18 protein-coding genes and 1 pseudogene are annotated in these 18011 nt (G+C 50.3%); 5 read left to right on the forward strand and 14 right to left on the reverse strand.

The window, feature by feature from the left end; all coding sequences use genetic code 11:
- The 3 genes and pseudogenes from F7B33_RS00540 to F7B33_RS00550 all read right to left on the reverse strand — a co-directional run.
- Positions 1-941, reverse strand: a pseudogene (locus tag F7B33_RS00540) (carboxypeptidase M32); the annotation flags it as partial.
- A gap of 104 nt (positions 942-1045) precedes the next feature.
- A complete protein-coding gene (locus tag F7B33_RS00545; protein WP_297066013.1) occupies positions 1046-2647 on the reverse strand; it encodes a hypothetical protein in 1602 nt (533 codons plus the stop codon).
- Positions 2632-3618, reverse strand: a complete 987-nt coding sequence (locus tag F7B33_RS00550) for a DUF4855 domain-containing protein (RefSeq protein ID WP_297072531.1) — start codon at positions 3616-3618, stop codon at positions 2632-2634. Before F7B33_RS00550 ends, F7B33_RS00545 begins: the two co-directional genes overlap by 16 nt.
- A 179-nt stretch (positions 3619-3797) precedes the next feature.
- On the opposite strand from F7B33_RS00550, the gene F7B33_RS00555 reads away from it, so the two are divergent.
- Positions 3798-4628: a carbohydrate kinase family protein gene (locus F7B33_RS00555; protein WP_297072533.1), complete on the forward strand. Its 831-nt coding sequence runs from the start codon at positions 3798-3800 to the stop codon at positions 4626-4628.
- Here F7B33_RS00555 and F7B33_RS00560 read toward each other — a convergent pair.
- From F7B33_RS00560 to F7B33_RS00580, 5 genes are read right to left on the reverse strand one after another with little or no spacing between them, the layout of a single operon-like run.
- Positions 4618-5046: a hypothetical protein gene (locus tag F7B33_RS00560; protein WP_297066005.1), complete on the reverse strand. Its 429-nt coding sequence runs from the start codon at positions 5044-5046 to the stop codon at positions 4618-4620. The genes F7B33_RS00555 and F7B33_RS00560 overlap by 11 nt on opposite strands.
- Complete coding sequence (locus F7B33_RS00565; protein WP_297072536.1) at positions 5043-6338, reverse strand: DUF58 domain-containing protein; 1296 nt, start codon at positions 6336-6338, stop codon at positions 5043-5045. The genes F7B33_RS00560 and F7B33_RS00565 overlap by 4 nt, the downstream gene beginning before the upstream one ends.
- 9 nt (positions 6339-6347) lie before the next feature.
- A complete protein-coding gene (locus F7B33_RS00570) occupies positions 6348-7301 on the reverse strand; it encodes a MoxR family ATPase (protein ID WP_297072539.1) in 954 nt (317 codons plus the stop codon).
- A complete protein-coding gene (locus F7B33_RS00575; RefSeq protein WP_297065996.1) occupies positions 7291-7734 on the reverse strand; it encodes a hypothetical protein in 444 nt (147 codons plus the stop codon). The genes F7B33_RS00570 and F7B33_RS00575 overlap by 11 nt, the downstream gene beginning before the upstream one ends.
- Complete coding sequence (locus F7B33_RS00580; protein WP_297065993.1) at positions 7712-8626, reverse strand: DUF4129 domain-containing protein; 915 nt, start codon at positions 8624-8626, stop codon at positions 7712-7714. The genes F7B33_RS00575 and F7B33_RS00580 overlap by 23 nt, the downstream gene beginning before the upstream one ends.
- Positions 8627-8696: 70 nt before the next feature.
- Here F7B33_RS00580 and F7B33_RS00585 point away from each other — a divergent pair, with 70 nt between their 5' ends.
- Together F7B33_RS00585 and F7B33_RS00590 are read left to right on the forward strand one after the other, a co-directional pair.
- Positions 8697-9188 carry a DUF2118 domain-containing protein gene (locus F7B33_RS00585; RefSeq protein WP_297065990.1) on the forward strand — a complete coding sequence of 164 codons (492 nt, stop codon included), beginning with the start codon at positions 8697-8699 and terminating at the stop codon, positions 9186-9188.
- Positions 9189-9333: 145 nt separating this feature from the next.
- Positions 9334-9834 (forward strand): peptidylprolyl isomerase, encoded by a 501-nt coding sequence (locus F7B33_RS00590; protein ID WP_297065987.1) that lies wholly within the window; start codon positions 9334-9336, stop codon positions 9832-9834.
- On the opposite strand, the gene F7B33_RS00595 is transcribed toward F7B33_RS00590, so the two are convergent.
- Genes F7B33_RS00595 through F7B33_RS00615 form a run of 5 tightly spaced genes read right to left on the reverse strand, consistent with a single transcriptional unit; the run spans position 9790 to position 16305 of the window.
- On the reverse strand, positions 9790-10701 hold the full coding sequence (locus F7B33_RS00595; RefSeq protein ID WP_297065985.1) for a type II secretion system F family protein: 912 nt from the start codon (positions 10699-10701) through the stop codon (positions 9790-9792). The genes F7B33_RS00590 and F7B33_RS00595 overlap by 45 nt on opposite strands.
- Positions 10702-10706: 5 nt before the next feature.
- Positions 10707-11759 (reverse strand): type II secretion system F family protein, encoded by a 1053-nt coding sequence (locus F7B33_RS00600; protein ID WP_297072541.1) that lies wholly within the window; start codon positions 11757-11759, stop codon positions 10707-10709.
- Positions 11760-11768: 9 nt separating this feature from the next.
- A complete protein-coding gene (locus F7B33_RS00605; RefSeq protein WP_297072543.1) occupies positions 11769-13814 on the reverse strand; it encodes a CpaF family protein in 2046 nt (681 codons plus the stop codon).
- Positions 13815-13820: 6 nt separating this feature from the next.
- Positions 13821-14852 (reverse strand): hypothetical protein, encoded by a 1032-nt coding sequence (locus tag F7B33_RS00610; protein WP_297065975.1) that lies wholly within the window; start codon positions 14850-14852, stop codon positions 13821-13823.
- 4 nt (positions 14853-14856) lie between these two features.
- Positions 14857-16305 carry a DUF515 domain-containing protein gene (locus F7B33_RS00615; protein ID WP_297072545.1) on the reverse strand — a complete coding sequence of 483 codons (1449 nt, stop codon included), beginning with the start codon at positions 16303-16305 and terminating at the stop codon, positions 14857-14859.
- An 89-nt stretch (positions 16306-16394) separates the two neighbouring features.
- On the opposite strand from F7B33_RS00615, the gene F7B33_RS00620 reads away from it, so the two are divergent.
- Together F7B33_RS00620 and F7B33_RS00625 are read left to right on the forward strand one after the other, a co-directional pair.
- Positions 16395-16748, forward strand: a complete 354-nt coding sequence (locus F7B33_RS00620) for a TIGR04076 family protein (protein WP_297072547.1) — start codon at positions 16395-16397, stop codon at positions 16746-16748.
- Positions 16684-17757, forward strand: coding sequence for a GTPase (locus F7B33_RS00625; RefSeq protein ID WP_297072551.1), 1074 nt, complete (start codon positions 16684-16686; stop codon positions 17755-17757). The genes F7B33_RS00620 and F7B33_RS00625 overlap by 65 nt, the downstream gene beginning before the upstream one ends.
- Here F7B33_RS00625 and F7B33_RS00630 read toward each other — a convergent pair.
- Positions 17754-18011: hypothetical protein (locus tag F7B33_RS00630; protein ID WP_297072554.1), on the reverse strand; the 258-nt coding region annotated here is incomplete at its 5' end. The genes F7B33_RS00625 and F7B33_RS00630 overlap by 4 nt on opposite strands.

Consider the following 18011-nt stretch of genomic DNA (forward strand, 5'->3'; position numbering starts at 1 on the left):
AACTCCCTACTCCTTCCGATTATGTTTTCCCAGAAGCGGCTCTGGCTCTCGTGGATTCCAAGGGAAACGCCACCTGCTATCGGCGTGAACATGAACCTCTCATCCTGCTGGAGCTCGTAGAGTGCGTGACCAAACTCGTGAACCGTACTTAGAATCGTCCTCCTGAAGTCGTAGCCTTCATAGCGGGTGGTTATCCTAACGTCTCTTATGCCGAACTCTGTCGTGAATGGATGAGCGGAGACGTCGAGCCTTGAGCGGACTCCAAGCGGGAAGCCGAACTTCTTGAGAATCCAGATGTTAACGCGCTCCATCTGCTCCTTCTCATACTTCTCCTTCTCAAGCGGGTGCTCCCTTGGAACTTTGCCCTCTTCCATTATCTTCTCAAGAAGGGGCTTGAGCTCCTTCTCCAGCTTGTCAAACATCCTCTCGACTTCTTTAGTGGTCAGTCCCTCCTCGAAGAGGTCGAGCAAAGCGTCATAGGGCTCGTCCTCATAGCCGAGGTACTCGGCGGCGCGCTTGGCAAGGTCTATAATCCTGTCGAGCCACGGCTCGAACTTGGAGTAGTCGTTGCTCTTCTTTGCCTCTTCCCAGGCTTTGGTTGCCTGGCTCGTTACCTCGCTCATCTCCCTGAGGAACTCGGGTGGAAAGGCCTTGCTTATCCTTATTTCCCTGTCAAGGACCCTAACAACACCGCGCTCGTACTCGTTGAGTTCCATGCCCTTGGCCTTCTCGACGAGCTCCACAAAGTCCGGCTTGAGAAGGAACTCCTGGCTCAGAACGCTTAACTCTCCCTGGGCTATACTCCTCTCAAGGATTCCCTCCTTGGGCATGTTAACCTCCATGTCCCAGCCGAGAACGCTCTGGGCGTGATCGATGGCCCATATCCTTCTGTAATTTTCAAGAATCTGCTTTACGGTCTCGTTCTGGAAAACCTGCTCCATGCTAATCACCACCTGAATTCTGGAAGCCTAACTTTTAAATCTTTTCGATGAGCATCTGAACGGGAGTTCGGAAACTTTTTACTACGCCCTTAACTGGAAAGACTTCAGTCATCGGATGAGCGCCCTTTCATGAGCAACGCAAGAACCGCGAGCAGAGCCACCAGTCCGGGCCCGCAGATTCCGCGGGTCTTTTTTTCCCTACTGTTCCTGTTTTCTTCGAGATGAGCCGGCGTTTTAGAGGCACCCTTCTTCTCACAGAGGGTCACGTTAACGGGCATGGCGTTTTTCGAGGGCCTGTAGTAGGTGGCCGTCGAGTTCATCTCAAGGTAGGCCAGTGTTATGTTCTTCGCGTATGAACCTCGTTTAAGCGTGATTTGAACCGGAATAGCTCCAGATTTTTTGATTATCAAGCTTGCACATGGGTAATCCAGCCGTCTGGCCTCCCCAAATGGGGAGGCACAGACCCCGTAAACGTCTGCCGGCCCCCACTTCTCAGATTCCCTCTCGTAAGGCATCACAATCCGCCACCCGTTTATCGAATCGGCGTTCTTCGCTTTCTTCATGAGCCCGGGCCAGCTGACGTTGACGGGTTCAATGCAGAACTCCCTCGGGTCGAACAGGTAGATTTTGTCCTCGTATTCCCGCGTGCTCCAGTTGAAAACTGTGACATTAAGATACCAGCTTCCGTTAGTGAAAACTGCCCCGTTGTAGTTGCCGGTTAGGTTGAGAAGGTAGAGGCGAGAGCCATTGTAGTAAAAGAGATACTCGTATCCCTCAAGCAACGTTAGCATGGTCTGATTACTGCAGTTGAAACCACCCGCAACGAGGAGCGGGGGACAGTAGGGGACAAATGTAGCCACAAAAAGGTGGATTATGGCATCCCTACCGCTTGAAACAACGGAGTAGCGGGCGTTGATAACCTCTACCTCCCACGGCGGAACTGAGGATGCGTTAGCGACCGGGCCAACATTAACTATTCTGACATTATCCGGGAACCAGAAGCCCGCCAGCCCCGTCACTCGTCGCGAGCCGTATTCAGTCCACGAGACAGGGGTTGTGTTGACGTAGAGGAGCGTGACGTTCCGGGTTTCGTTTTCCCGCATGAGGAGGAAGTAAACGGGGAACTCCGAAGAATTCGCCAAGACAACCCTGCCATGGTAGAGCCGAGCGTTTTCCTCCGTATTGACAATTGCAACGTCAGCGGCCGGGACGCTTGAGTTTAGCGGACCAAAGTCCTTTGGAATGACTATTCTCCAGCCGTTGAGCTCGTTAACAACATGGTTTTCTCCCAAGAGTTTAAACCAACCCGTTTTTACGGGAACAACGGAGAAATTCTCCGGGTCCAGCCGGTAGACAGCGCTATCCGTGCCCGAGTATGTGTAAGTTGTGACGTTGAGATACCAGCTTCCGTTTACGAAGGCAACTCCAGGGGAGCGGGCCAGGAGATAGGTAAAGTTCAGGAGGTAGAGGCGAGAACCGTTGTAGTAGAGGAGATAGTGCCACTTTCCGAACTTTGCCAGTGAATCGTTTGGATAGTAGAGGAAGTCATACTGATAAACGGACAGGGGAATCAACGCGACGGTTCCGTTTGAGATGACCGAGTATTTAACCTCGTACACCACGCCCGGGGCGTTGATGGAATAAACTGCCGAAACCAGAGGGAGAAGAAGGAGAAAGATAAAAAAATAGCTCACCAACCTTGACATTTTTCTCGCACCCCATCAATGACTCTTAGGTCAGTGCCAAAGTAATAGGCTCTCGTCGGAAATGCACTTGGGTTTACCTCCATTATTGCCCTGGAGTAGTCACAGGCGCGTTCAAGGCACTTTTCGTTGTCACACCATACGCAATGATTATTCTCATATCTGCATGAAGCACAGTGTCCGCATTGACCAAGAAGAACGGCACTGTCGGCTTCCATTTCTATTGAAATCGTTGTGTTGGGGTTGTTGATGTTTCCCGGAAGGTCTTCACAAATCCACCGGATTTTCTCGACGAGTTTCTCATAAGTGTATGTGGAGTTATACTGGTAATAGTTCGGTTGAACAAAAACGTAATCAAAATGCTCGCTAATGACTGGAATTCCACTGTTGTTCTTTAAGTATTCAGCACTCCTCGTCCCGGTTGCTGGAATCCAGATGAGTTCTTGGACGTGATCATGAATGTAGTTGCTCATATCCTCAATGAATTGAATATATGCTTCCTTATACTGTTCCTTCTGGTTATCGTTTATACCCAGTACTTTAAGAGCCGGATCATCGGTGGTCGCCTGAAGGCAGCTCTCGTAGCTCCAGTAGAAGCCGAGTCTGTTGCTGTCAAATACACTCAAAACACCGTCAATCCATTTCTTCCAGTACGAGTTAGCAAAACCTTTGGATGGGTCGTCCCTTAACTCACCATTGCCATAGCTGAAGGGTATTGTAATGTAATACTTTATTGAGTCCACGTGTGACATAATCCAGAGGGCCAAATAGCGGCCATCCTCGTACCCGTCCCCGGTGTAGTTGATTCTTTTACCTTCACCACCAAGGAAAACAACCCTGTCAAAACCCCTGTCCTTGAACCACTGAACTACCTCATAGTAAGAAGTTGGCCCCCTTCCCTCAAGGGTCATTCTCGATTCATACCCCCCAAGAGACTCATCCCAGTTTATCCACCACAAACCAAGCTTCGACATAAGGATTCACCAACCTCCTATAGTTAATAGTGGTATAAAAATCTTTTGGTCAAGTAAACAGGTTTAAATTTAACTAAAAGTTCTAAACTAAAGAAGAGTAACCGATTACAACGGCCTGAATCTCAACCGCGTAGCTTAAAACTCAAAGAACATAAGACCCCAGTTAAGGGGGTGATAAAATGATAGAGCTCGTCGTCCTCGGTCACGTCTCGATAGACACGATTGTATTTCCGGATGGAAGAAGGGTAGATATGCCCGGAGGGGCGGCCGCGGCGGTCGCTACCTCGGCCTCTCTGGCCGGAGCGAAGGTAGGTCTAGTGACTAAAATCGGCGAGGACTTCCCAAGAGAGTGGCTGGAGAAACTTTCCCAATACGTTGACATCAGGGGAATCCAGGTTCTCCCGGGGAAGACGATACACATCTGGGTGATTTACAGGGAAGATGGAAGCGTTGAATCACCCGTCGAGATGGGCGTTGCGGAGAATATGGGCGAAACACCGATTCCCGAGAAGTACTTTAAAGCAAAAATCTTCCATATAGCACCGATTCCACCGGAGGAGCAGTTGAAGGCCATAGAAAGACTGGAGGGAAAAAGGATAAGCCTAGATTTCAACCCAACTTACTACGACTACTACCGAAGAAAACCCGAGCTGGTGCGGGAGCTGGTTTCCAGGAGCTGGATAATCTTTCCGAACGAGAGGGAGGCAAAGCTGATAACGGGCCTTAACGACGTCAGGAAATCAGCTGAGGAGCTGTACTCATGGGGAACTGAACTGGTAGTGATAACGAGAGGTGAAAGAGGAGTTTTGATTTACGATGGGGACTTCCACGAGTTTCCAGCACTGCCCGTTGAGGGCGAAATAGACCCAACAGGTGCCGGAGACGCCTTCGCCGGTGGCTTTTTAGCGGGGCTCGTGAAGGGAAAAAGGCTCGATGACTGCGTCAAGCTCGGCCTTACGAGGGCCAGGGAAGTTTTAAAAAAGAGGGGGAGCTGGAGCATCAGCGTTTGACTATTATGTAAAACAGAACGTAGAGGAGGACTATAAACACGGAAGCGACCGCGGTGTTGACAAGGCTCGGTGCGTAGAGGGACAGCAGGTAGGCGAAGTAGTAAACCGGAATGGCCAAGAGCGTTCCGGCGAAGAGGACGTAGTAATGCTCAGCGGGGGCGTTTCTCTTGGCGAGATAAACGGATTCAATGTACTGAATGGCAAAGATTAACGTGAACAGTCCAACGAACCCCCCAACCGAGCGATAGACCAGGAAAAAACCGAGAGCCGTTAGGGCAAAATAACCCGCTGGTTCCCACAGGAGGGTGAGGAGACCTAGAACCAGAACTATCGCCGTTTCAACGCCAACGCCAAAGTCGATATATATGAAAAGAACGAAGAGGGCCAATAAGCCAGCGGTGAGGAGCTTCCTTATCATTTACCGAGCACCTCCGCTATTGCCACCTCCAGTGGTTTCTTAACGTCCCAGTCTATTATAGTCCCATAACCCGCAAGGTTCCTGAACATGGCCTTTCTCTTGAGCTGAACGAGTTCCATGGCTATTCTTTCCTCCTCGGTTTTGGGCTCATAGACGCTGTTCGGATTCGGGCTTATGACAACGACGTTGTAGCCGTAGCGGGCGAGGGTTTTCAGGGCGTTCCTGCTCTCCTCCGTCAGGAGGGGAGAGAGGTAAACAATCTGGGCCCTCGGGGGGATGGAAGTCTTGACGAGATGCTCCACCTGGTAGGCGATAAAATTGTTGTTATCTGGCCTCGCGGTGCTCAGGAAGTCAATACACTTGAAGAAGTGCCTCTTGCCGTAGTCAACGCGAACCCAGAGTGGAACTTCTTCAGCTAAGAGGAGGCCGAAGCTCGTCCCGTCGTTCAGGGCATTGAGCATGAGCGAAGCTGTGGCCCTGATTAGGTGGTCGAAAACGGGTTCGTTCATCCTCGAGGCATCGACAACAAAAACTACGTCAACTTTCCTCTCGCTCTCGAATTCGTTGGCCATTATCTTCCCAATCCTCGCGGTGGCCTTCCAGTTTATGACCTTGAGGGGGTCTCCAGGCTGGTATTCCCTTATGGAGTGGAACTCGATGCCACCACCTGTGAGGGGAGAGGGAAGCGGGCCTATCGTTATCTTGGTCCCCTTGGTTGAGTACGGCGTCTGGACTTCATACAGGACTGGGACACCTACAATCTCGGTGAAGTGGTCAACGAATCTATCTGACGAAAAGAAGCCAAAGGGGTCGCGGTAGGAAACGCGAAAGCCCTCGAACCTGTGGATTCCACGTTTGACTTTAACCTTATATCTAAAAACGCCTTCTTCACCGGGCCTTAAGGAGAAAACCTTCTCAGGACTTCCAATCACTTCAAGTCCAGGCACGAGGTCGCGAACGTGGAGGTAATCAACACGAAAGTCGGTTTTCACGTGGACCTCTATTCCAATCTCCTGTCCCTCAAGGAAGCGGTTGTGACTAACTACACGCCAGATTTCAACTTTTCCCGTTGGTTTGAAGAAGAGATACGAGACCGACAGGAGCGTCAGATAGGGTAGGACAAGGTAAACCAGACTCCAGCGGAGAAGGAGGAACGAAAAGGTCGGAATAACCCAGAGGGCCACTAGGTAGAGGGCTAGCTTTGATGTAGGGGATACTTCCCCTCCTTCCTGCTCCTCCAGAGGAATGACAGAGGGCTGATACTGGAGTCCTCCAAGGCCAAGGTTCTGCATGCTCACCCCTCACTTGAACTTGGGAACGGGAACCTTCTCGAGTAGCTTTTCCATGACGCTCTCCTGAGAGACCCTAGTGTACCAGAGCTCGCGCTTGAGGATTAGCCTGTGGCTCAGAGCCGGAACGGCTACGGCCTTAACATCATCTGGAATCACGTAGTCCCTGCCCTCTATGGCCGCATAGGCCCTGGACAGCTTCAGCAGGGCGAGACTACCCCTCGGAGATGCACCTATCTCAACGTTCCTCTTGTCTTTTCTTGTAATATCCACGATGCTGACTATGTAATCGAGTATGGGCTCGCTTATATAAACGTCCTCAATTGCTTTTTGCATCTCTATGAGTTCCTCGGAAGTGACGACGGGTCTCACGTCGGCCTCGTCCTTTCTGCGCTCGATTCTCCTCCTGAGAATCTCTTTCTCCTCCTCAAACGTCGGATAGCCAACGCGCAACCTGACGAGGAACCTGTCCAGCTGGGCCTCCGGCAGGGGATATGTTCCCTCCTGTTCTATTGGATTCTGGGTCGCTATGACAACAAAGGGCCTGGGAAGTTCGTAGGTTTTTCCCTCAACGGTAACTTGTCGTTCCTGCATCGCTTCCAGTAAAGCTGACTGGGTCTTCGGCGGGGAGCGGTTTATCTCATCCGCGAGAAGGATGTTGGTGAAAACGGGCCCCTTTCTGAACTCGAACTCCAGCGTTTTCTGGTTGAAGATTGAGACTCCGAGTATATCACTCGGAAGCAAATCGGATGTGAACTGGACGCGCTTAAACTCAAGACCCAGGGCCTTAGCAAAGCTCTTGGCCATCAGGGTCTTGGCGAGTCCCGGCAAGTCTTCAATGAGGATGTGGCCATCGGCCAGAATCGTCGTGAGTATCATTCTCAGCACGTTTTCCTTTCCCACTATAACCCTACTGACCTCATTGAGGACGAGGTTTGACTTTTCGTGGACATCTTCAATCTTCATTCAGCTCAGCCTCCAGAATTTTTAGGGCCCGCTTTAGGCCCTCATAGGGGTCTGGGGAAGAGTAAAAGGCCTTCAAAGCCGGGGGAGGGTTTGAACGCAGTTCGTGATAGTTGTATTTCCCGTTGTAGAGAGTGTAGAGTATCTCGAGGAGCTCCTCCTCGGCGAGCTTTCTCCTGCCCTTCTTGGCCCGTTCCACGATTCTCAGAGCCCTCTCAAAGTCGGGCTTTAGGGGGCGGGTTTGAGGGCTTTCCACATTCCTCACGTACTGAATCCTGACGTCCTGACCCAGGAGGATAACTCCCAGAAAAACGGCCAGACTAAACACCGCAATCCAGCGGACGTAGTACTCACCCGGGACTATCGAGAGGAACACCAGGAGCCCGGCAACTATTAGCCTGCCCTTGAACATCTCAATCCATCTCCGCAAGCTCACTTGCCTTCCTCCTAAGCTGGTTGTAAATCTCAAGGGCCTTCTCAGCGTCGCTCCATCCAATCCTCTCGGGGGCGTATTTTGCCTTCTCGAAGAGCTTCGTCAGTTCAACGAAGGCCTCATGCATATACTTAACGTGCTCTGCGTGCTCCCAGTGGGTCCAGCTCTCCCTGTAGGGGATTCCAAGGCCCTCCAACCAGAGGACGGCGTTCTTGTATATCTCAACTATCGCCTCCCTCGGGTCTGAGAACTTTTCAAGGCCGAACTCGTCCAGTTTTCTGTCGAATTCCATGGCCATTCCAAGTTTTTTCCGCCTCTCGGAATTGGCCTTGACAAGCTTCAGGTAGTAGTAACCGAGGTAAATCAACCCGAGGAGAATCGGCAGGAGAAAAACAAGCCACAGGTGAGTCATGACCGGATGGTTCAGAAACTTCTTGGTGTAATTCCCGTTTCCCCCTGCGAGGGGACCGACGGATGGGACAACGGTGCAGTTGGTGGTCAGGGTGCCATTGGTGAGGGTCACGTTCGTGGCGTTGGAGAAAGTGCAGTTCGTGACGTTGGGAAGAGTCCTTGCCCCCCCGTTCACAAAGATAATCTTGAACAGGATGCCCAGAAGGAAGCTGGAGAACAGGAACGCAATGACGCTTTTAAGGGATACAACACCTTTAATCATGACCTTCTCTTTCTTCGCACTGGGCAGGTCCCTCAGGTAGATGGCCAGGACGATGAGCATTATGAGTCCAACGAAAACGCCGATGAGAATTATTACCGTCAAAAAATCAAGGGCCTCTGGGTTTTTCTTATGAGGCGCTGAGAAGGAGTAACTGTTCATGAGGAGGGACATCAGGATTACCGTTATTGTCAGCAACGTAACAAACTTGACTTTAGTGGACATTTTGAGCCACTGGAAGGAGTAAGAAGGAGGGTTTAAAAGGTTTACGAACGAGTAAAATTTAGGTGGGAACATGGAGAGGGTTCCTAGGCTCTACGTGGAGGGTAAAAGGGAGGAATGCGTTGAGAACGAAAAAGCCACTAGGGATTGTGTAGTAATAGATGGCAACGTAGAAGTTTGGCTCAGAAAAGGCGATAAACTGCCGGGTTTCATCGGCAAAAACGCGAAGTTCCTGGTAAAGGAGGTTTACGACCGCTTTTACCTCTACGTTGACAGGACGACCAATAGAATGAGCGCTGACGCGATACTAGTTCTCCCAGATGGTAGGACGAGGATTTACCTCAAAAGAGACGATGAGCTGATGCTCCTCCCGGTAGAAGGCTTTACAAAGACCCTGATAGCGAACGTCGGGAACAGGGTTAGAACTGGAGACGCCTTCGCGGCGGTAACGACTAGAAAGGGAGAAGTCCACTATCTGAAGCCCCCCAAGAACGGCACCGTGGTTTTTATTGACGAGGTGACCAACAGGCCCCACTATGTCTACTACATCCTCCCAGAGGAATGAACTCGTGCAACTTATCGTTCCTTTTGCCCCCGTTTTGTCCCCTTTAGAATGATTCAATGAGGATATGGGACATGGAACACGCAGACCAAAGAGTTATAAAGGGACGGAGTAAGTCCCCAGTGAAGCAATTTTGGAGTTGAAGGAAATGAAGGTTGAAGCCGGGGATTACGTTCTGTTCAACTACATCGGAAGGTTCGAGAACGGCGAGGTTTTTGACACGAGCATTGAGGAGCTCGCCAAGAAGCACGGTGTTTACGTCGAAGAGAGGGAGTACGGCCCGATGTGGGCCAGAATTGGCGTCGGCGAGATAATTCCGGGCCTGGACGAGGCCCTGATAGGCATGAAACCCGGTGAAAGGAGAACCGTCACGATTCCTCCAGAGAAGGCCTACGGCATGCCGAACCCGGAACTCGTCATAAAGGTTCCCGTAGAGGAGTTCACCAAGGCCGGCCTTGAACCTCAGGAGGGGCTCTACGTCATGACGGACTCTGGAATAGCAAAGATTCTTGAGGTTAGAGAAAACTTGGTGTCTCTCGATTTCAACCACCCGCTAGCAGGAAAAACACTGATTTTTGAAGTCGAGGTAATAGAGGTAAAGAAGTCAGAAGCCGATGTTGATGAGGGTAGCGCCCTTGAAGATAACTGAGCCCATTGCCACGAGCAACGCCGCGTACTTTAAACCGGCGTTGTAACTTCCTTCCCTTATTACACCTATTCCAAGTCCCGAAACTATGGCCTGCACCACAACGAACACGAACAGTATGTTTGCCATGGTACCAACGGGTAAGTTAACACCTGTTCCAGGACCACTCATTGAAGCCATGACCTTTGTAACGATTCCAAGAATCATCGGACCCACAAAGCCACTTGTCACTATAAAGAACATTGCCTGCATTCCCGTGGAAGCTTTTCTCTCCTGCTTTATCCTCAGGATTTCACGGACGTCGTTGCCGACGAAGACTAAAACGTCGCTCATTGGTGCGCCTCTCTCAAGGGCTTCGATTATAATCATCATGGAGCGGTAGATGACCTGAGACTTTCTGTTTCTCAGTGCAAAAGCCCTTAGGGCATCAACTGTCGAGCGACCCTTCTTAATCTCTGCTACCGTCTTCTTGAACTCCTCTGTGAGTGCACCGAACTTAGCAGTAGTTAGCTCTTCCAACGCCTCGGAAAAGGATATACCCGCCCTCAGGGAGCTGGCTAAGTAGAAGAAAGCGTCGGGCAGGTTCTTTTCCATGTCCTCTATTCTCTTTGATATTCTCCAGTAGGGGTACACAAAGGCTATTCCAATGAAGCCACTCAAGAAAGCAATAAGACCATAGAAATTATTGGTTAACAATGCAACAAAAAGTCCAGCGATGACACCAAGGAGGAAAGAAATTACCAAGTACTCCGTGGCAAGGAAGTTTATTCCAGCCGAGTATATGTAGAGCTCGTAGCGTTTGAGGTACTTCTCAGGGATAATTTTCTCAAACAGTGAAACGAGTAGCGATGAGATTCCTCTAGGCGCCAAAGCTCTCACCTCGGTTCAGCCTTCTTAATCATGTTGATAATTATCAGCGACATGGCAGGGAAGGCCAAAATTAATATGATTGCGAGAGTCTGGACGTCGAATATTAGCTGCTGGGCCATGATGGAACCGGCAAGAACACCAACCACGAACATCGTCGGCATGACTATCGTCATAAACATGTAGATAAACGCTATACCGTTAACCTTCTGGACGTACTCCACGAGCTTCATCCTATACTCGAAGGAGAAGTCCTCTGCGAGCTTGTAGAGTATTTCGGCAAGGTTTCCACCGAACTTAACTGCCCTCAAAATCTGCTTAACGACCCTGCTTATGTTCTCCGACGCCATCTTCTCTTCAAACTTTGTGAGGGCATCTTCGAAGGATGAACCCGTCCTCATGTCTCTTAAAACTAGCTCAAACTCCTCGGAGAGAACACCGTAGTCAGCTTTGGCCACTGAGAGTATGGCTTCAGCTATGCCAACGCCCGCGCTAAGAAGGGAAGCCATGTGCCTGAGGGCGTAGGGCATCGTCCTCTCAACTTCTGCGACCCTCTTTCTCCAGACCATCTTTGGGTACTGCCTTATGTAGAAGAACCCGCCGATAAAGCCAAGGAGTCCCATCAAGAGTGAGGTGTCTATGGGCATGTAAAAGAGATAAGCGAAAACGAAGCCGAAAAATCCAGATAACATAGCAACGCCAAGCATATAGGCGACGTACTTCTCCTTGGGCATGAAGATGCTCGCGCGGTAAAGGTCCTGGTCAAGACCCTTAATTGAGTTAGTAAGGGACTCAACGGGCCCCCTGAAGTACTTGAGCACGGCCTCGGCCAGCCTCTCGGAGAAGGGTTTACTGATTTCCTCCTTACGACGTTCGATGACCTCTTCAACGAGCTTCTCATGCTCACTCTGCATCTTCTCCTGCTCTATCTCCCTCTGGAGTTCCTTGAGGGCGCGGAGTCTTTCATGGATTGACTTACCCTGGGGAATGCGGCGCATGGGTTTCTCTGTAATTTCAATCGTCTTTCCACCCAACTTCTCAAGGAACTCTATGAACCCCATGCTAACACCTCACACCATCCTCTGTATCTGCTTGCTTGTTTCAATGCTACTCTCCGAGGATATCTTCTTAAGTAGACCTTCCTCGTCAATGTAGAACTGCCTTATATAGTAACCAACCTTATCTATGCTCCTGATTCCGCTCTCAATCATCCACTCAAGGATTAGTTTCCTCTTCTCTATCTCGAATTCTATCTCCTTCATGCTCATTCCGGTATGGTGGGCAAGGGTGTTGAGGGTTCTGCTCGGAACGCCCGTGGGAACGAGTTCGTCCTTGGCCGGGTCGTATTTATAGAGCTTGTTCAGCTGTATGCTCTCACCCTCCATTCCCGAGACCTCTGCTATCTCTGTTATGCGCCTTATGGTACCCTTCTTCCTACTGTGGAAGCGAACCTGCATAACAATTATATCAAGCGCAGGTATCATAATCCTCGGAACGTTCATTGGAGGACTCTCAAGCCTAATTATAGTCTCGCGGGCACTATTTGAGTGTATTGTGCTCATACAGCCATCATGCCCCGTGTTCATGGCTGTGAACATCGTCCTAGCCTCGGGTCCACGAACCTCACCGACGATAATCCTGTCGGGACGCATACGAAGTGTGTTCTTGACGAGGTCGTCCATCGTAACTTCGCCCTTGCCTTCAAGGTTGGGCGGCCGGGTTTCGAGCCTTATCCAGTGCTCGACAGGGAGCTGAAGTTCGGCAGTATCTTCGATGCTTATTACGCGCTCGCTCGGCGGGATGAACATGCCAAGGGAGTTTAAGGTAGTTGTTTTTCCGGAACCAGTACCGCCAGCCACCAATATGTTGGCGGGTTTGACGCCAAGTCCATCGACGAGAATCCACAGCAGAGCCGCTATCTCGGTGTTCATTGTGCCGTACTTTATGAGGTCTATTATTGTCAGCGGGTCCTTCTTGAACTTACGGATTGTTATAGTTGGACCGTCGAGGCTTATGGGTGGTATCGTGGCGTTAACACGGCTCCCATCGGGAAGACGGGCATCGAGAAGGGGACTCTGTTGGTCAATCCTCCTTCCGACTTCCCTCGCTATCCTCTCGATGATGTTGAGTATCTCCTTCTCCTCAGGAAAGACTATGTTGGTCTTACACATGTTAAAGCGCCTATGCCAGACGTAAACAGGTCTGTTCGTTCCAATAACCATGATTTCCTCAAGGTTATCATCCCTGACGAGAGGGTCGAGTTTTCCGTAGCCTATCATCTGCTGAACTATCATATCAGCCAGAACCTCAATCCTACCCTCGGAGTAGTGGGGAGCTTCCTCCTTAATCATCTTCTTTACCGCGTTGAGGAAAACCTTCCTGCGCTCCTCAGGGTTAGGTATTGTGGTAGGGTCAATCTGAATCTCAGTTATAGCCCTCTCCTTTATGCGCTTGAAGAGCTGCTGTTCTTCCCTGCTGAGCTTAGGAAAGCGGACTTCATATATCGGAACGGGCTCGCCTTTAACCTTGAGTATGCGAACGTTACCGTAAGCGTCGAGAACCTCTCCTCTGCCCGCAAAAGAAGTATCCTCGGAAGCCGAGGCACCGAGAATGTCCTGTATGTTCACGGCAGGTCTCCTTGGAGGCAGGGCCGCTGGTTTAGAGGATGGGGTCTGGGCTGGCTCGGGCTTCGAGAGAATCTCGCTCAGGAAATCGGCACCCGTCTCGCTGGCCTTGGTCTTAGGAGGTGAAAGTGAAGGGGAAGACCTTGATTCAACCGGTTTTGGCTTAGATTCCTGCTGAGGGGGACCTCCAAGGATGGAACTCAGGAGGTCGGCGCCAGTTTCGGATTTTACGGGTTTTTCCTGCTTTGGAGAGTTGGATTTCTCCCCAAGTATGGAGCCAAGCAAATCAGCGCCGGTTTCCTTTGGTTTCTCAGGTTTCTCCTCCGAAACGTCTCCGAGTATGTCCTCTAAGCTTCCTCCCTCCGAGGAAAACGGGAGAGGGGGCTCTTCCTCCTTCTTTTTAAGGACTTTTTCAAGCGGATCCTCATTTCCAGCCAGTATTTCATCTATCCAGGAGAACCCTTCCCCCTTCTTCTTTTTCTCACCAAACACGAACTCTCACCGTCCAGAGTTGTTATTCCAGCTCACACGGTAGGTTATATCAATCTGGTCTCCCATAAACACTACCCACACACGGAAGTCAGGTCCCCTATACGGTTTCCTCTTAATTTCAACGCTCGAACCTACTGTAACGCCGGAGAGCAATCTGTCCGTCAGTTTAAAGAGGTTGTTCTCAGGCTTTGTTATGTTGGGGTTTTTCTGGCCCGACATGCCAATGCCAGAGTACTCGAAGAAAAACTTCTGGAGGTACTCATCGTAAGTCATAGTATAGTTCGGTCTGTAGTCATAGGTCTTGCCCTCGAGGAACACAATCGGTTGGGCAACTGCAAAGAAAACGTGGAACAGCTTGTCCCTGCTATTGAAATTGGGAACGTTGGTAATGCGGAAGTCAACGTAGCCCTCGTACTTGAGCACCTTTATGTTCTTGTCGAGAATTGGGAACATCGAGCGCACACTCATGAAAATAGGCCTGTTTATGAGCTCAGGGTAAACCGTTCCACAGATTAATTTATCAAGGCCGCCATTGTTGCTGAGAACCGCGCTGACTAGGGTGCCGTTTTCGTAGGTGAGCTCTGTTAGCCTTCCAATGTCACCACAGGGTGAGTTGAAGTCAAGCAGGGGAACTAAATAAGAGGAGTTCTGAGTTATTCTGAAGTTTACAACGACCGTCTCGTAAGGGGCAAGCCAGAAGCCGACGAGGTAATTGACTGATTTTGATAAAACACCCCTCGAAACCACACTTTGAATCTCACCAGTGGTCGTCCTGTAATTATACAGGTACTCGCTCCCGTTACCACGGAGAACCCTGAAATCATATCTTGGATTTACAAGGACGTATTTAGGATAGGGTGCGGTGTTTACAAGGGTAACGTTAAGGTCAACCATTATTTGACCAGATAGGCCAATATTGTTGTAGCTAACCCCTCCAGGGAGGGAGCCAGGGAGAGTGTAGTCCTGCGCCGCGGAAAACTCTGAAAAGGAGACTAGGAGGAAAACCAAAAGAAGTGGGAAGAGTCTTTTCATGGGCATCACCTCATGTTGAGACTTTTGCAATGTAGAGGTATTGCTGATTCTGCAGGATGTCTGGGACGAATATCGATGGAACTTTAACGATGACGAGGAACTCTGTATTCGGTGGAAGGACAAGCATATCCGAGGATTGCTCAAGGTCCATAACTTTCCAGCCATAACTCCTAAGGGCCTGCTTAACCTCATCGCTGGCCTGTATCTTTCCTGCCGCTATTGCCTTTAGTATTTCGGCGAGGTTCACGTTGTAGGAGTAGCTGGCCGAGGAGCTCTGGGTAGAGCTCTGGGAGTTGGAGTATGTGTCCGAGACCGTCGTTCCGTTGGAGAACTGTACATCGCCGGGGTTGTACGTTGAGGCATGGTTCTCATTGTATGTGGTTGAGGTTGACGAACTGCTCAAACTGCTCTGGCTCTGGGACTCGCTGACTGAAATCTGGCCGGCGTTCGTCGGAAGAAGAACCAGCTCAACGTAGCCCTGATTAACTATCTCGCGGTAGGCTCCCCTAGTGCCGTTCCGGGCAAAGAACATCACAGCGTCTCCGGGCTGGATGAAGCCACCGGTGATCCTATCCCTCGGAAGGACGAGAGCAATCTCAACGTACTGAACCTTGTAAACCTTGTACTGGAGAAGCTCCATGTAGCTGGTAACAGAGCCGAGTATTGACTTGGCTTCAGCCTTGGACACGAGCTGTTTGTTTCCATCTTTCTCAAGTATGACATCGTTGCCGGGGAGGTTGTCAATCTTCCAGAAGTAGTAATCCCTCCAGAGGGACAGCAGATATGAATCAGGGTTTATAGAGTTAACCTCCTCGATGGTTTTGGCGTTTTGCACCTGCTCCTCCAGAGTCTTCATAGCTGAGACTACCTTTGCCCTGAGGCTATCGGGGAGGGGCATTGAAAGAAGTGGCTGGAATGCCATCTTGATTGCCTGAATCTTGGCCTGTTTGGTCTGGTTGAGTTTCTTCTCGTATGCTATCTCCTCCTGTTTCTTTACACACTCCTGGTATGCCTGAACCGCCTTATCAAAGTAAGCTTTGACGTTTATTGAGTTGAGCTCGTCAACACTATTGGCACTCTGGATTTTCTGGAGAAGTAAATTCCTGATTTGAATTGCGTTCTGGGCACATTCCTTATTGGAGAAGTTATAATGGGAGAAATAATAGTTAACCTCATTAATCTTTTTGTTGCGGAGGTTCTTTAGCTCATTTGCGCCTCTGCTCTGTAGATACGAATATGCGCCGACAGATATAATCAAAATGATAATGATTAAGATAGACGCACCAATTAGAATCCTCTTACGCCTCTCCCTCTCGCGTATACTACTAATTGAGCGCGGTCTGCGCGGTGGCTTCTTTGGTGAAGCCGTCGGTGGTTTAACCGGAGGGCTCTCGGGTTCAGCCGTTACCTTCCCGAGCTCCCTCAAACGACGTATTTTCGCCTCTATATCCTCTGCCACTTTAAGCACCACCGTTACAGTTATTACTAACCCGTTAATGTCCCAAATGGTTTTTGAATGTTAATCCTTATTTAAGTTTCGGTGAGAACGTGGAACGGTTGGAAATAACGGCCAAGGAGATAAAAGGTAAATGCCCAGTCTTCAAGATAGGCGATAAAATCGTTGTAGAAGGCCCAAGGGTGAAACTGGAGGAAACGGATGCAATATGCACCCACGCCTTTGCTTCTCTGTTGCCGTACATAGTGGCACTGCGAAAGGGTATTAAACCGAGCGAGCTAGGCCTCGGCAGGGGGGATAAAGCCTACGTCCAGTGCCTTGACCCGGGGCCGCCTTACACCAACGGTGGAACCGTAATCTTCGAGATAACGGTGGTTAGAGATGAAGCAGAGGAAAGCTTGGAGAGTAGTGAGGGAGGTAATAGACGAGGCCGACCTTATAGTTGAGGTAGTTGACGCCAGGGACCCGGTAGGAACTCGAAACAGAAAACTCGAAAAGCTCGTCATGGAGGAAGGAAAGCCACTCTTAATAGTAATGAACAAGGCCGATTTAGTGCCAAAGGAGTGGGCAGAGGAGTACAAGCGGAAGAGCGAGATACCCGTCGTCTTCATAAGCGCGAGAGAGAGAAAGGGAACGGGAATCCTGCGGAAGGAAATCAAAAAGCTTGCGAAGCCCCTACTGGACGAGAGGGAGAAGGTTAAGGTCGCCCTCATAGGATATCCCAACGTTGGGAAGAGCACGATAATCAACACCCTGAAGGGCAAGAAGGTCGTCGGCACCGCCCCCATACCCGGCTATACGAAGGGGAAACAGCTAATTAGGTTAAGCAAGAGGATATGGCTTCTGGATTCACCTGGTGTCGTCCCAATTGACGATTTCGACGAGCTGGTGATTAAGGGCGGTTTTCCGGCTGATAAGATAGATGAACCGGTAAAGCCAGCTTTAAAGCTTATTGGGAGGATTCTCGAAACGCGGAGGGAAGCGATAACCGAAAAGTTTGGTATCAGGGAGTTCGAGAGCGAGGAAGAGATACTGAGAAAAATCGGAGAGAAAAGAGGCCTGATAAAGGCCGGCGGAGAGGTCGATTTGGAGGAAACGGCCCGCTGGCTCCTCCGCGAGTGGCAGACTGGAAGGTTTACACTCTTCGCGAACGAGGAAGAAAGAGAGAGGGACTTCGTCTGGGACTTCGAGGATGTTCTTGAGGGCATTGAGAGGGAACTCCTCCTCGACCCGAGGAGAATACTCTGGCGCTTTGGCGAAGAGCTGAGGGAGAAACTTGACAACCAGAAACGCGCTGGGATACGGGAGATAGAGGGCTTCACAGTTGGGATAGCGACAGGCTTCAAGAAGTGCGATTCAGCTGTGAAGTTCCTCGAAGAGCTTACCGGAAAGAGCGTTTTAGCGGACGAGTGCTTTGGGAAGAAGTGGAAGGGAGTAATAGCGATTCTCGATTAAGCCCTAAGGGCTTTCACGACGTCCAGCCTTCTCATTACTCTTCTCACGATGAGAGCAGTGAAGAGGGCGTAGGCAACGTAGAGGGCCATAAACAACGGGAGAACCCTTAGCGCATCGCCGAGGGAGATGTTCACTGGAAGGATTATGTTGCCGATGTAGTAACCTACCTTAACTGCGGGGGGTATGGCGAGAAGAGAACCCATAATTGAGGAAGGAACGACCTTTGACAGGAACTCTCTCTCGACGTGCGAATC

The organism is Thermococcus sp., assembly GCF_015523185.1.
GTDB lineage: Archaea > Methanobacteriota_B > Thermococci > Thermococcales > Thermococcaceae > Thermococcus.